The 13,688-nt window shown below is 62.2% G+C and carries 11 protein-coding genes; 4 read left to right on the top strand and 7 right to left on the bottom strand.

Features of this window, described 5'->3' with window-relative positions; all coding sequences use genetic code 11:
* Positions 1–137: 137 nt before the first annotated feature.
* Both R2R70_RS07680 and R2R70_RS07675 read right to left on the bottom strand, forming a co-directional pair.
* Positions 138–1,202 carry an alcohol dehydrogenase family protein gene (locus tag R2R70_RS07680; RefSeq protein WP_216060289.1) on the bottom strand — a complete coding sequence of 355 codons (1,065 nt, stop codon included), beginning with the start codon at positions 1,200–1,202 and terminating at the stop codon, positions 138–140.
* The gene (locus R2R70_RS07675; protein WP_216060288.1) at positions 1,199–1,720 is read right to left on the bottom strand and encodes a TetR/AcrR family transcriptional regulator; all 522 of its coding nucleotides are present in this window, start codon (positions 1,718–1,720) and stop codon (positions 1,199–1,201) included. Before R2R70_RS07675 ends, R2R70_RS07680 begins: the two co-directional genes overlap by 4 nt.
* Positions 1,721–2,104: 384 nt before the next feature.
* On the opposite strand from R2R70_RS07675, the gene R2R70_RS07670 reads away from it, so the two are divergent.
* From R2R70_RS07670 to R2R70_RS07660, 3 genes are all read left to right on the top strand, one after another.
* Positions 2,105–4,255 carry a TonB-dependent siderophore receptor gene (locus tag R2R70_RS07670; RefSeq protein ID WP_410977730.1) on the top strand — a complete coding sequence of 717 codons (2,151 nt, stop codon included), beginning with the start codon at positions 2,105–2,107 and terminating at the stop codon, positions 4,253–4,255.
* 459 nt (positions 4,256–4,714) lie between these two features.
* Positions 4,715–5,608 carry a LysR family transcriptional regulator gene (locus R2R70_RS07665; protein WP_216060287.1) on the top strand — a complete coding sequence of 298 codons (894 nt, stop codon included), beginning with the start codon at positions 4,715–4,717 and terminating at the stop codon, positions 5,606–5,608.
* 382 nt (positions 5,609–5,990) lie between these two features.
* Positions 5,991–6,692 carry an HD-GYP domain-containing protein gene (locus R2R70_RS07660; protein ID WP_216060286.1) on the top strand — a complete coding sequence of 234 codons (702 nt, stop codon included), beginning with the start codon at positions 5,991–5,993 and terminating at the stop codon, positions 6,690–6,692.
* A 107-nt stretch (positions 6,693–6,799) separates the two neighbouring features.
* Here the strand turns inward: R2R70_RS07660 and R2R70_RS07655 are convergent, their stop codons facing one another.
* Positions 6,800–7,669, bottom strand: a complete 870-nt coding sequence (locus R2R70_RS07655; protein ID WP_216060285.1) for an urea carboxylase-associated family protein — start codon at positions 7,667–7,669, stop codon at positions 6,800–6,802.
* Positions 7,670–7,832: 163 nt separating this feature from the next.
* The gene (gene putP / locus R2R70_RS07650) at positions 7,833–9,317 is read right to left on the bottom strand and encodes a sodium/proline symporter PutP (RefSeq protein WP_216060284.1); all 1,485 of its coding nucleotides are present in this window, start codon (positions 9,315–9,317) and stop codon (positions 7,833–7,835) included.
* Between the two features lie 329 nt (positions 9,318–9,646).
* Between putP and R2R70_RS07645 the strand changes: the two genes are divergently transcribed.
* On the top strand, positions 9,647–10,570 hold the full coding sequence (locus R2R70_RS07645; protein ID WP_410977729.1) for a LysR substrate-binding domain-containing protein: 924 nt from the start codon (positions 9,647–9,649) through the stop codon (positions 10,568–10,570).
* A gap of 105 nt (positions 10,571–10,675) precedes the next feature.
* Here the strand turns inward: R2R70_RS07645 and R2R70_RS07640 are convergent, their stop codons facing one another.
* The 3 genes from R2R70_RS07640 to arsH all read right to left on the bottom strand — a co-directional run bounded on the left by R2R70_RS07640 (position 10,676) and on the right by arsH (position 13,618).
* The gene (locus R2R70_RS07640) at positions 10,676–11,395 is read right to left on the bottom strand and encodes an SDR family oxidoreductase (protein WP_410977728.1); all 720 of its coding nucleotides are present in this window, start codon (positions 11,393–11,395) and stop codon (positions 10,676–10,678) included.
* A 125-nt stretch (positions 11,396–11,520) separates the two neighbouring features.
* Positions 11,521–12,834 carry an arsenic transporter gene (locus R2R70_RS07635; RefSeq protein WP_410977727.1) on the bottom strand — a complete coding sequence of 438 codons (1,314 nt, stop codon included), beginning with the start codon at positions 12,832–12,834 and terminating at the stop codon, positions 11,521–11,523.
* A gap of 61 nt (positions 12,835–12,895) precedes the next feature.
* A complete protein-coding gene (gene arsH, locus R2R70_RS07630; RefSeq protein ID WP_378080066.1) occupies positions 12,896–13,618 on the bottom strand; it encodes an arsenical resistance protein ArsH in 723 nt (240 codons plus the stop codon).
* Positions 13,619–13,688 lie beyond the last annotated feature (70 nt).

Raw genomic sequence — 13,688 nt, 5'->3', positions numbered from 1 at the left:
CGCGATTGTCTGGCTGTCTTGTTGTCAGGCAGTGACCGTCAAGCAATGCCCGTCGAGCAATGAGCGTTCAGTCACAACAAGGGCTACCCATCGGGTAGCCCTTTTGCGTTCTGGCCAGTCGTCCGAGCAGGGCGCTTTCAGTCCTGACGGACCTTGAGCACGACCTTGCCTACGTGACCTTTCTGCTGGAAGACCTCCTGAGCGGTGGCTATCTCGGCCAGCGCGAAGGTGTCAGCGACCAGCGGCTTGATGTTGCCTTGCTCGATATGGCGCACGAGATTGGGGAAGACCTCCGGTTCCAGCACCGTGCAGCCGAAGAAGCTCAAGTCCTTCAGGTACAGCGTGCGCAGGTCGAGTTCCACCATCTCGCCACCGATGGCGCCCGCGACGGCGTAGCGCCCCTTGTAGCCCAGGATATCCAGCAGTTGCGGCCATTGCGGGCCGCCCACCAGATCGATGACCACCTCGACACTGCGGCCGTTGAGCGCCTCGTCGAGTGGCTGATCGCGCAGCACGATGTCATCGGCTCCGAGATCGCGCAGGGCATCGGCCTTGGCCGCGCTGGTCACGGCTATTACATGGGCACCACGGGCCTTGGCGAGCTGGACGGCCGCGGAGCCGACCCCACCGGAGGCGCCGGTGATCAACACGCGCTCGCCCTTGGCAAGCTGTGCGCGGGTCAGCATGTTCTCGGCGGTGGAGTAGGAGCAGGGGAAGGAGGCGAGTTCCACATCGCTGAGTGAGCTCTCGACGCGCAGGGCATGGCGCGCCGCTACCCGGGTGTATTCGGCGAAGCCGCCATCGCATTCGGCGCCGATATACCAGGCGGACTCCAGCGGCTGGCCGTCGTGCTCCCTCAGGCAGGGCTCGATCAGCACACGCTCGCCAAGGCGCGCCTGGCTGACATCAGAGCCGACCGCGACGATCTCGCCGCAGATATCGGCCCCCTGGACGCGCGGGAAATGGATCGGCTGCCCGGACCAGCTGGCATCCTCTGCCTCGCCATTGCCCTTGGAGTACCAGGCCAGCCGCGTGTTGAGGTCGGTATTGTTGACGCCAGCCGCGCCGACCCGCACCAGCACGTCACGCGGGCCGGGAGTCGGGCGAGGAATGTCGTCACGCACTTCCAGCGCTTCCGGGCCGCCATGGCCGGTCAGGTAGACGCCGTGCATGCTGTCTTTGCTTGTGGCAAGTGAGCTCATCGGTGGGGTGCTCCCAGTAGGGTCAGTGTGGTGGAAAGTGCGGCCTCGATGGCCTTCTCGCCCAGCACCAGCCAGGCGGAGGAGGCGCCTTCATGGATCAGGAACAGCTCGGTGGCGAGGTCCTCGCGGCGGCTGCGTTGGCCGAGCCACTCGAGAGTCTCGTGCTTGTGGCGGTCGACGGCCTCGCGCACCTGCGGGTTGTCGGGAAAGGCCGCCAGGGCATTGACCGACATGCAGCCATTGGGTGCCTCGAACGCCATCCAGTGGCCCAGCCGCTGGTAGAGGTGGCTGAGCGCCGCAGCGCCATCCGCGGGCACTCCCTCTTCGAGGAAGGCCATGTAGCGCTCGTGGCGATGTTGAAGCGCACCGGTCACCATGCTCTCCTTGGAGGGGAAGTGGCGATAGAGGGTGCGCAGACTCACGTCTGACGCTGCCTTGAGCTCGGCAACACTCGGTTCTGCGAAGCCGCGCTGGCTGAAGAGCGTCTCCAGGCGGGCGGCGATATCGTGCTGGATCATGTCGGTGCCATGGTCGAATCAACGAGGGAGAGTGTTCGTTCTACTTGTGCAGAGTAGAGCGCCCATTCTCCCTGTGTCAATGCGGCGTTTCCCAAGCCTTGTGTCATTGCTCCCACGTTCTGACGTCGTGCATTGCGCGTGTGACGCACCGATGTCAGTACAATTACGCAAATAGAGGTTTGCTGAGCGTTAAATAAGGCAAAGCCCAGGTCATTCCGCGGAAAAATCACGCATTTTTCGTTGCGGTAGCATTTGATAAAGATTAGCATTCGCGATTCATTTGCTGGCGCGGGGGGCGTCAGTCATGGCCACTTTCTGCTCATCGAGCAGAGGAAAGGTGTGGTTCAGCAGGACGCTGTCGCATCGCGTACAAAGGGTTTTCAGGTGCCAAATCATTCTCGGGATAGCGCTGCAAGCACGAACAAGGGACATTTCTCCTGCCTGATCTTCAGCCTGATGGCATTGCCGGCCACTTCGCTGGCGGCAGAGGGCGCCACCTCAAGCGAGTCGCCAGTCGCGAATTCGGTGATCGTGGTGACCGGAGAGCGTGAAGGCGAAGTGGCGCCGGGCAGCTATCGCGCCGAGGCCTCGAGCCTGGCCAACAAGCAATCGGTGGACTTCCTCGAGCAGGCGCGCACCATCAATGTCGTGACCCAGCAGGTCATGCATGATTTCAATCTGGATGATCTGGAAGAGGCGCTGCAGCCGGTCGCGGGTATCCAGCTGGGCAACACCCTGGGGGGCACCGAAGACGGCTTCGTCAAGCGAGGCTTCGGCAGCAACAGCGATGGTTCGATGCTGATCGATGGCATCCGTCAGCCGCGCCGTACCTACACCACGGCGACCGTGGACCACGTCGAGGTACTCAAGGGGCCGTCATCGCTCTTCCAGGGCCAGCAGAACCCCGGCGGCGTGATCAATATGGTCACCAAGCGTCCGCAATACGAGACGCACACCGAGATCAGCGGCGAGGTCAGCTCCTTCGGCGGTGGCAATACCACCCTGGACACCACCGGCCCCATCGAGGATACCGGCCTGGCTTATCGCTTCATCCTCTCGCATGAAGATGAAGACTCCTGGCGCGAATACGGCAATGACCGTCGCACCACCATTGCCCCGTCACTGCGTTGGGAAGGCGAGCACAGCAGTGCCCAGATCAGCTACGAGTACCAGGATTACGAGCTGGATATCGATCGTGGCACCGTCTTCTACAACGGCAGCGCCGCCAACGTCACGCGTGGCACGCGTTTCGATGAATCCTGGAACCGCGTCTATGGCCATGACGAGTCCGTCAATGCCTGGTGGAAGCAGGAAGTCACCGACAACTGGGACATGAAGCTGACCTACGGCTGGACGCGTCGCCAGTACAGTGACGCGCGCGCCAATGTCACCGACGTCAGCGACAGCGGCGATGTGACCGTGCGCGCCGAAGAGAACCAGGGCTATGATCGCAGCGAGCACTACACGGCGCTGGACGCCATGGGCGATGTCGAGATCGCGGGCCAGCGTCACCAGCTGGTCATCGGGGCGGACTACGAGACCACTCGCGACTATCTGGATGAGCGCTATTTCGGCGATTCCGTCACGGTCTCCACCGTCACTGGCGTGAACCACGGCCAGCTGGCCCAGGTGACCTCCGACGACATCAATACCTCGCGCAGCAATCGTCTCGACGAGACCCAGGCCATCGGGGTCTATGTCAGCGACCGCTGGTATCTGACCGACAAGTGGATTCTGGGCCTTGGCGGGCGCTACACCTGGTTCGATCAGCAGAGCGGGCAGGGCGAGGACTTCGTGTCTGACCCCGATTACAGCGACGACCTGTTCCTGCCCTCCGCGAATCTTCTCTATCGCATCGACGATGCCAGCTCCGCCTACATTAGCTACAGCGAATCCTTCGTGTCGAACGGCAGCGACAGTGACAGCGGCGAGAGCCTCGACCCCGAGCTCGGCAAGGGCTACGAGATCGGCTACAAGCGTCAGTGGAATCCGCGTCTGGCGACCTCCGTGGCGCTCTACCAGATCCGCAAGGAAAACGTCGCAGTCACTGACAATGGTGTGACTCGCACCATCGGTGAAGCCGGCTCGCAAGGCCTGGAATTCAGCCTCGAAGGGGCCCTGACGGATCGCACTTCCTTGCTGTTCAGCTACGCCTACACCGATACCGAAGTGCTGGAGGATACCGAAGGCACCGAGGGCAATCGTCTGCCGAATGCGGCGCTCAATGCGGCCAGCCTCTATCTGGCACATGATCTGGCGATCGATCCGTCCTACGGCGAGTGGCGTGTCGGCGGTGGCGTGCGCTATGTCGGCGAGCGTGAAGGCGATGATGACAACAGCTTCTCGATGGATGCCTACACCGTGGCAGATGCCTTCGTCGGCTGGCGTCATTACTTCTTCGGCCCGGACACCGAATTCAAGCTGAATGCGAAGAATCTGTTCGATACTGGCTACTACTACGGTAGCGGCGGCGATACCCGCGTGCTGGTGGGTGACCCGATGGAAATCACCCTGTCGGCCAGTGTCGGCTGGTAATGCGGCCCTCTCTGGCAGGCTGACTCGCCAAGGGCGGCTAGATGCCAGGATAGTCACGACATATAGAAAGTCATGACATACAGAAAGTCACGACATCCAGACAGGCAAGACAGACGATATAAGCCAGTTTCGGAAGTCGGGTGATCTGGTGACCTGGCCATAGACTGGTGATCTGGTAATAGACTGGTGATCTAGAAATAAAAAGGGGCGCTCATCAGCGCCCCTTTTTGCATGTATTGTTTACCGTTCAAGATCCCACGCGCCACTCGTCGTCAGGGAGACTTCGTGATGAAAGCCTGCGCTGCCGCTGAAGACGTCGATGCGGCTGGTAGACTGCTGGCATGATGCTCTGTCACTGACTGTCTTCGATCGCATGTCTTCGGTCGAGTATCTTCGACTGATTGTCTTGGCGTGCCTGCCTCTGTGTTCCCTCTCGACATCACACCTCTGGAGAGCCCCATGCTCGAGTCGCTTCCTCTGGCCGATATTCGTGCCTTCGTCATGACGGCGGATCATGGCAGCTTCACCCGCGCCGCCGAGCAGTTGGGCGTGTCGCGGTCGCAGGTCTCCAAACAGGTCACTGCGCTTGAACAGGCACTGGGCGTGTCGCTGATGCAGCGTTCGACACGCTCGTTGCGACTCACCGAGAGCGGTCATCTGCTGCATGCGCAGTGTCGCAGTGCGTTGGGCGACATCACCCAGATCGTCACGCTGGTACGTGAGGAGCGCAACGCCATGCGCGGGAGGCTGCGCATCAACAGCGTCGGTGGGCCGATCGGCGAGCGGCTGCTGGCACCTGCCGTGCACGCCTTCATGCAGACCTGGCCGCAAGTGCAGGTGGAGCTGGATTTCAGCAGTCATCGCGTGAACCTGATTCGTGATGATTTCGATATCGCCCTGCGCATGGGCGCCCTCGAGGATGCCGATTTCATCGCGCGTCCGCTGATGACACTGCCCTACGTGGTAGTGGCGAGCCCCGACTATCTCGCTCGGCGTGGCGCGCCGAATACGCCCGGTGAGCTGGTGGATCACCGCTGCCTGGTCGGCTCGGTCTCGCGCTGGTCCTTCACCGCACGCGGGGCAGAGCCTCGCGAGTTGCAGGTGGACGTGGGTGGCCAGCTTGAGTGCCGCAACGGGCATGTGCTGGTCAGTGGTGCCATCGCCGGCAATGGCATCATTCGCGTGCCCAGGCTCTACTGTGAATCAGCCATCGCGAGAGGAGAGCTGCAGGAGTTGCTGAGTGACTGGCAGCCGGCGGATGTGCCGTTGTCATTGATCTATCATCGTGAGCGCCATCGCCCGCTGCGCACGGTGCGCTTGATCGAGCATCTGCTGGAATGGTTCGCGAGATGATATGCGCGCGTCTCTGAGCGCGGTATGCGTCATGCTGCAATACGAATAAGGTAAAGATTTGATGAAGGAAACATTGAGACACGTCATTATTATCGCCTAATATTCACCAGGTACTTTTTATCGCGTGCTTTCTATCAAGTGCTGTCTATCAAGCCCTTTTTAGCAAGTCCTTTTTAGCAGGTGCAGGGTCTTGGAAGAGCTGGTCTTCGAAGCGGATATGAAGGCCCGAGCTTGCGAGACGGATATGAAACACAAATCTAAAAAAACGAACGACAAATAGGCGTTCGTCATTCCGGGCTGATGCGACCCTATCTGGCGCATCGATCATGCGCCCCCCTGATGACTCACGACCCTTGATAGGCAGATTGAACAGGGAGCCCCCATGAAAAATGCCCTGTGCGCGACGCGATTCGCGCCCGCCGGTGATGCCTGCTTGCCGGATTACCTCTTCAAGCCGCCCCCCGGGGCGAAGACGCTCGAACCCGGGGTCCTGGCCCTGGCGCGCCTCCTTCATCGTCATCATGGCGATACCCTGGCGCATTCCTGGCGGGTGGCGGGGCTGACGGTATTTCTCTACGCAAGGCTGTTGCCGTCCGGTCAGCGCAAGGTGCCACTGCATGACCTGCATAGCGCGGCCTTGCTGCATGATATCGGCAAGGTCGGCATCTCGACGGAGCTTCTGAATGCCCCGCGTGCGCTCAGTGATGAGGAGCGAGTCACGATGCGCGATCATGCCAGTCATGGCGGACGCCTGTTGTTTACGCTGCGCGGCCCCCTGAGAGCGCTGGCCAGCCTGGTGGCGATCACCCACCACGAGGGCTGGAATGGCCAAGGCTATCCTGCCGGGTCCGCCGGGGGGGCCTTGCCACTGCATTGTCAGGTGGCCGCGATGATGGATGTCTTCGATGCCCTGGCCTCGCCGCGCGCCTACAAGCCGGGCTGGTCGTTGAAGCGTCTGGTCGGATTGTTCAGCGAGGAATCCGGCAAGCAGTTTGATCCTTATCTGATCGCCCGCATGGCGCCGCTGTGGACATCGCTGCACGCCGAACATCGCCGTTTGTATGAGCAGACAAGCCGAGGGTGAGGCGGCGATGCCCGTACATGAAAGGCAAAGCCCCCTGTCGAGAGTCTCGGCAGGGGGCTTTGTCACATCAGTACCCGATAAAGGCGATCAGCGTACCAGAAGCCGCATCAGCAGCAGCGTTCACGCTTGATGGCGGCCCAATCGGTGGTGGGGTGCTGGCGGCCGTGATTGCCGGCGTAAGCCGCGACCTTGGGCGACTCCCAGTCTGCGAGAACATCGCCTTCCAGTCGATAGATCTCGACACCGAGCGGGTTGCAGGTCTCGAGCGGGTCACGCGCATCAGGGCCCCACAGGTCCACTGACAGATCGCCGCCCGGGCAGCAGGACATCGCGCACAGCAGGTCCGTCTCGGCGAAGAACTCCAGGTAATCGCCCTTGCGTGCCGGGCAGGCCTTCATGAAGTACTTGTCTTCATTGTTGAGGCCGGTGCACTGGAAGATGTTGAGCACATCATGGATATCGAATTCGGTCAGGCCCCAGGGCTCCACCGCGCGCACCAGGTTGGAGTGGCAGTGGTGATCGAAGTCCTCGCCGGTCAGCAGGCGATTGACGTAGGGGTCGCAGCGCGTACCCAGCAAGTCATGCACGCGGCCGCCTTCTGCATCGACGCCATAGTCGGCGAGGGTGTCATCGATGATGGTCGCCATTGGGCGCAGGTAGGGTAGTGTGGACCACAGGCGATCATAGGTGCTGACATGCGCGCGCTGCAGCTGACGGGTGCGAGACGCCCACATGCGCTCACGCGGGTTTTGCAGGTTCCACATGTTGAAATCGCCGACCTGTGAACCCTCGGTGATCTTGATGCGCAGCACGTGGCCCGCCGGCACTTCCCACGCCAGGCCATCGCGCAGCGGCACGGTATGGGTCGCGACCAGTGTGCGCTCGGCCTTGCCTTCGGTGAGGCTGTCGTAGAAGTCGCGATCGACGTCCAGAATCGAACCCTTGCTGGCTTGATAGGCGGCAGGTACATCACTCATGACAGGACTCCTCGTAAATCGAAATTGGATCTGATGACCAGGCCGGACAACCTGAAATTCGCTGCCCGGCTGGGGGCTTTCGTGCACTGCCGGCAAGTGTCATGGCCGGCAGTGGCGGTATCTGCAGGGCACAGGGGGAGGTTCTCGGTCCCCCTGCGCGGGGTCATGCCTGTTCGCGGCGCCAGTGCTTCATCAGACGGTCGAAGCAGGCACTGGCGGCAGGTTCTGCGTTCATGCGGCTGACGAGGACGACGGCGATCAGGGCGAACAGGAAGCCGGGCACGACCTCGAACATGTCGAATATCTCCAGCGGGCCGCCGCTCAGCGGCTTCCAGATCGCGACGGTGAGGGCACCGACCAGCAGGCCGGCGATGGCGCCATTGCGGGTCATGCCACGCCAGAACAGTGACAGCAGGATGACGGGACCGAAGGCGGCGCCGAAGCCACCCCAGGCGTAGGACACCAGGCCCAGGATGCTGCTGTCACGCTCGCTGCCCATCACGGTGGCGAGCAGTGCGATGCCGATCACGCTGGCACGGCTCAGCCAGACCAGCTCCTTCTGCGTTGCCTTGGGGCGAATCAGGCCACGGTAGATGTCTTCGGCGATGGCGCTGGAGCAGACCAGCAGCTGGGAATCGACGGTGCTCATGATCGCGGCCAGGACACCGGCCAGAATGAAGCCTGCCACCCAGGGGTTGAGCATGATCTGGCTCAGGGAGATGAAGACACGCTCGCTGTCCGTGAGACCGCCACCCAGCTCACCGCCGAACCAGTAGTAACCTAGCACGCCCACTGATACCGCAGCCGCCATGGTGATGGCGGACCACAGCAGGGCGATACGCCGCGACACCTTGATATCTTCACGCTTGCGCACGGCCATGAAACGCACCACGACGTGTGGCTGGCCACAGTAGCCGATTGCCCAGCCGGCCAGCGACAGCATGCCCAGGAAGGTCACGCCTTCCATCAGGCCACCGATGGGGGCGACATCCTGCGCCGCTGCCGGGGCGGCTGCGCCATCGCCGAACAGCGCCACTGCCGTCATGGCAGCCACGGCACACAGCGAGGCGGCCATCATCAGGCCCTGGATGAGGTCGGTCCACGAAGCGGCGAGGAAGCCACCGAGGAAGGTATAGCCGACGATGACCAGCGCGCCCAACCACAGTGCGACGTGGTAATCGATGTCGAAGAGACCTTCGAACAGCACGGCACCACCGACCAGACCCGCCGAGACATAGAAGGTGAAGAACACCAGCATGACCACGGAAGACAGGGTACGCAGCACGCGTGAGCGGTCCTCGAAACGCGCTTCCAGATAATCCGGCACCGTCAGCGCATTGCCGGCCGCTTCGGTGAACACGCGCAGTCGCTCGGCGACCAGGGTCCAGTTCAGGTAGACGCCGACCAGGGTCCAGACCGCGATCCAGGCTTGCGAGAGGCCACCACTGAAGATGGCGCCGGGCAGGCCCATCAGGGCCCAGCCGCTGAGATCGGAAGCGCCGGCACTCAAGGCCGCGACGCTTGGCGGCAAGCCGCGTCCCCCGAGTATGTAATCCGACAGATTGTGGGTGATGCGATAGAAGTAGATGCCGATGCCCAGCATCAGCAGCAGATAGAGCCCGAACGACAGCAGGACAGGTAAGTTCATCCTAGGAGACCTCATGGTGACGCCGAGGCGTCTTGTTATTGTTCACCAGTGGTGTCGTGTTGCAGCAGGCTTGCGCGGAACAAGCAGCGGGGAGCTGGCAATATCACGGACACCTTCACCTTAGCCATGAGGTGGATTGCAGAAAACTGACCATTTTTCGTTTAACCTATGACTTCATATCATGGGTTGCCGTCACATGCTGGTTGACGCCTTTCTTCTATCAGGTCGCTGCTCGCAAGCACTCATCAAAGCACTCAGCCCAGCGCTTGGCACAGGCACTCGGCACCCGGTTTCTGGCTCCCGGCCAGGCCAGTCATCAAGGACATCCCATGCGACCCAGTCTGTCATCGCTCAATGCCTTCGAGGTCGTGTCACGCCTGGGGAGCATCACCGCGGCTGCGGATGAGCTCAACATCACCCAGTCGGCGGTGAGTCACCAGATCCGCCGCCTGGAGGCCACGCTGGAGGTCAGTCTGCTGGAGCGGGCCGGACGCGGCGTGGTGCTGTCACACGCCGGGCGCCGACTGGCCGATGGCCTGCAGGCCGGCTTTGCCAGAATCGAGCAGTCGGTGGCCGAATTCGAGGTCGACCCACAAGGCGTGCATCAGCGGCGTCAGCTGCGCGTCAGCTGCCTCCCCTCGGTGGCGGTGCGCTGGCTGATCCCGCGGCTCAACAGCTTTCGCGAGCAATGCCCCGATATCGCGGTCAGCCTGCAATATGCCGGCATCAGTGCGCGGGGATTGTTGCCGGAGGTCGATGTGATGATCACCTGGCAGGACGAGCTTCCGGACAAGGCATCACAGGCGTTCCGCTTGTTCTCGGGGGCCACCCAGCCGGTGGCGAGCCCGCTGTATCTGGAGCATCACCGCCGCCCGACCCAGCCGGCGGACCTGTTGAAGCTGGAGCTGATCCACGATCAGTCGCGCCAGCCCTGGCATGACTGGTTCAACAACTGCGGGCTGTATCCCTCCCAGCTGGACAAGGGCGATCTCTATCAGGACTTCAGTCTGCTGAGTGCTGCGGTGGTCGCAGGGCAGGGAGTCGCGCTGTGTCCGCCACGCCTGATCCGCAAGGAGCTTGAGGACGGCACCCTGGAATGCCTGTTCGAGATGGCCGCCAATCGCCAGCGTGCCTATTGGCTGTTCCATCATCCGCAGCCTGCCAGGCACGTGCAGCAATTCTGCGAGTGGATGCGTGAGCAGATCGCCGCTGAGGGTGAAGATGCTGATATCGGGTGTGTCGCCAGCGGCTGATCTGACTGTCCGCCATGAAAAAGCCCCCACCAGGAAGCTCGGCAGGGGCTGGGTTACGAGCAGGATCCCGTCAAGGGCACGTAAAGGTGGATGAGGAGGGTAGCGTCAAGGCTGTTGGCCTGTGGGTGCCAGCACGATTTCACGAATGCACACTGACTGAGGCTGTTGGTAGGCAAAGTGGACGCTGGCTGCGACATCCTGCGGTGCCAGGACGCCGCCCATATCCTGTTTCCACGCCTTGTAGCCGTCCTTGATCTCGTCGCTTGAGGTGTGATCGATAAGCCCCGTCTCGACAGCACCAGGGGCAATGGTGATCACGCGGACATTGTCGGCGGCCACTTCCTCGCGCACGTTCTCACTCATGGCGTGTACCGCGAACTTGGTGCCGCAGTAGGCCGCGTGCCCCGGGAAGGTCTTGCGCCCCGCGACCGAGCTGATATTGATGATGGTGCCACCCTGGCGAGCCTTCATCTTGCCCAGTACGGCCTGCATGCCATTGAGGACGCCCATCACATTGACGTCCAGCATGCGCTGGAACTCAGCCGGATCCTGGTCGGCAATCTGGCCCAGTAGCATGGTACCGGCATTATTGATCATGCAATCCACGTCACCGTAGCGGGCTTCAGCCTCGGCGATGGCCGATACGATGGCGGCCTTGTCACAGACATCGACGCTGGCACACAGCGTGTTCGGCAGCGATAGCGCCTTGAGTGCCTCTATGCGGCGTGCCAGCAATAACAGCGGGTGCCCAGCAGCGCTGAGTTCACGAGCGATGGCAGTTCCGATGCCGGCGCTGGCACCGGTGATGACGATCAATTTCTTCATGAGTGACTCCAGGGGTAGGGGAAACCAGACAACGGCGCGCAGTATGGCAGTCACCGTACAAGAGATAATTACGGTGTAATTCACACTATTGTTGCCTGGTATTGACTAATCTTCCCTTGTCGCCCTCAGCTATTGAGCACTCCCAGCCATGCCCACAGGCCGAGCAGGGCGGCGATCAGTACCGGCGGCGTCAGCACCAGGCCGACCTTCATGTACTGCCCCCAGCTGATGTGATGGCCTTTCTGATCGAGCACATGCAGCCACAGCAGTGTGGCGAGACTGCCGATCGGGGTGAACTTGGGCCCCAGGTCATTGCCGATCACGTTGGCATAGACCATCAGCTCATGTGTCGCGTCACTGACCTGCTGCGCGGTGAGGTGGTCGATGGCCAGCGCGCCGATCAGCGTGGCAGGCATGTTGTTCATCACCGAGGCGGTGATAGCCGCCAGTACACCGGTGCCGAGAGTGGCGATCAGGCTGCCTTGACTCGCAAGCCAGGCGAGGATGTCGCTGGCGTGATCGGTCAGGCCGGCATTGCCCAGCCCGTAGACCACCAGATACATGCCCACCGAGAACAGCACGATCTGCCACGGCGCACCGCGCAGCACCGGGCCGAGTTCTATCACGGCATCACCACTGCCCAGCCAGCGCCCGGCGATGACCAGCAGAATCAGCGCGGCGCTGCCGGTGACGACCGCGAGTGGGATACCCAGCGGCGCGGTCACGAAGTAGGACACCAGCAGCACCCCCAGTAGCGGGAAGGCCGCGCGGAATACCTGGCGGTCCTTGATGGCGCTCGACGGTGCCTCGAGCTTCTCCAGCGCGTAGTGCGAGGGCAGCTCCTTGCGGAACATCAGCCACAGCACGATCAGCGTGGCGGCCAGCGCGATCAGATCGACCGGCACCATCACGGCGGCATAATGCGTGAAGGAGATGTCGAAGTAGTTGGCACTGACGATGTTGACCAGGTTCGAGATCACCAGCGGCAGACTGGTGGAGTCGGCCACGAAGCCGGTGGCGATGATGAAGGCCAGCGAGGCCGCCGCCGAGAATTCCAGGCGCACCAGAATCGCGATCACGATCGGCGTCAGCAGCAGGGCGGCGCCATCATTGGCGAAGAAAGCCGCGATCACCGCGCCCAGCAGTACGATGAGCGGAAACAGCTTGCGTCCATTGCCGCCGCCCCAGCGCGCGACATGCAGTGCCGCCCAGCTGAAGAAGCCCGCCTCATCGAGGATCAGCGAGATGATGATCAGCGCCACGAAGGTGAAGGTGGCGTCCCAGACGATATCCCAGACCACCAGCACATCCGGCAGATTGACCACACCGCAGGCCAGCGCGACCACGGCGCCGCCGAGGGCGCTGGTGCCGATGCCCAGCCCGCGTGGCTGCCAGATCACCAGTGCCAGCGTGATGGCGAAGATTGCCAAGGCAAGCATGACGTCTCCTTGTCGAGGGTGAAGAGTAAGTGAGAAGCCGCGTGCGCGACCGCGGATTGCGTCAGATCGTGCTCTGGTTGACGCGACGGGAGACCTCTTCGGCGCTCTCGACACGCTCCGAGTAGCGCTCGGTCAGATAGGCGCTGCGGTCGCGGTTCATCCAGGTGAACTTCATCAGCTCTTCACAGACATCGACGATGCGCAGATACAGCGGCGACAGGCGCATGCGGCCATGCTCGTCGAATTCATTGAAGGCCTTGGGCACGGATGACTGGTTGGGGATGGTCAGCATGCGCATCCAGCGGCCCAGAATGCGCAGCTGGTTGACGCTGTTGAAGCTCTGGCTGCCGCCACTGACCTGCAGGATGGCCAGCGTCTTGCCCTGGGTGGGGCGCACGCCGCCCAGTGACAGGGGAATCCAGTCGATCTGTGCCTTCATGATCGAGGTCATCGCGCCGTGGCGCTCCGGGCTCGCCCACAGCATGCCCTCGGACCACTGGGCCAGCTCGCGCAGCTCCTGCACCTTGGGATGGTCGGCCTCGCAGTCATCCGGCAGTGGCAGGCCGGCCGGCGAGTAAAGGCGCACCTCGGCACCGAAGGCGCGCAGCAGGCGCGCCGCTTCCTCGGCGGCGAAGCGTGAGAAGGAACGCTCACGCAGGGAGCCGTACAGCACCAGAATGCGCGGCGCGTGACGCGGGGCATCCGGCCCGACCAGGCGATCGATCTCCAGCGGTCGCCAGTGTTCGGCATCGATATTGGGCAGGTCGGCGAGTGCCGCTTTCATCTCATCGGTCATGAGTTCATCGGTCATGAGTTCATTGGTCATGGTGTCGCCTGTCGGCAGGTGCGGCGTG

Source organism: Cobetia sp. SIMBA_158 (genome assembly GCF_046566945.1).
In the GTDB taxonomy this organism is placed as follows: domain Bacteria; phylum Pseudomonadota; class Gammaproteobacteria; order Pseudomonadales; family Halomonadaceae; genus Cobetia; species Cobetia amphilecti.
Note: the sequence above shows the minus strand (reverse complement) of the source record. Positions and strands in the feature narration are given on the sequence as shown.

Coding starts and splice junctions, on each gene's coding strand:
- R2R70_RS07660 (WP_216060286.1), top strand. CDS start 5,991: ATGAAAAATGCCCTGTGCGCGACGCGATTCGCGCCCGCCGGTGATGCC.
- R2R70_RS07640 (WP_410977728.1), bottom strand. CDS start 11,395: ATGAAGAAATTGATCGTCATCACCGGTGCCAGCGCCGGCATCGGAACT.
- R2R70_RS07655 (WP_216060285.1), bottom strand. CDS start 7,669: ATGAGTGATGTACCTGCCGCCTATCAAGCCAGCAAGGGTTCGATTCTG.
- R2R70_RS07665 (WP_216060287.1), top strand. CDS start 4,715: ATGCTCGAGTCGCTTCCTCTGGCCGATATTCGTGCCTTCGTCATGACG.
- R2R70_RS07680 (WP_216060289.1), bottom strand. CDS start 1,202: ATGAGCTCACTTGCCACAAGCAAAGACAGCATGCACGGCGTCTACCTG.
- arsH (WP_378080066.1), bottom strand. CDS start 13,618: ATGAAAGCGGCACTCGCCGACCTGCCCAATATCGATGCCGAACACTGG.
- R2R70_RS07675 (WP_216060288.1), bottom strand. CDS start 1,720: ATGATCCAGCACGATATCGCCGCCCGCCTGGAGACGCTCTTCAGCCAG.
- R2R70_RS07635 (WP_410977727.1), bottom strand. CDS start 12,834: ATGCTTGCCTTGGCAATCTTCGCCATCACGCTGGCACTGGTGATCTGG.
- R2R70_RS07645 (WP_410977729.1), top strand. CDS start 9,647: ATGCGACCCAGTCTGTCATCGCTCAATGCCTTCGAGGTCGTGTCACGC.
- putP (WP_216060284.1), bottom strand. CDS start 9,317: ATGAACTTACCTGTCCTGCTGTCGTTCGGGCTCTATCTGCTGCTGATG.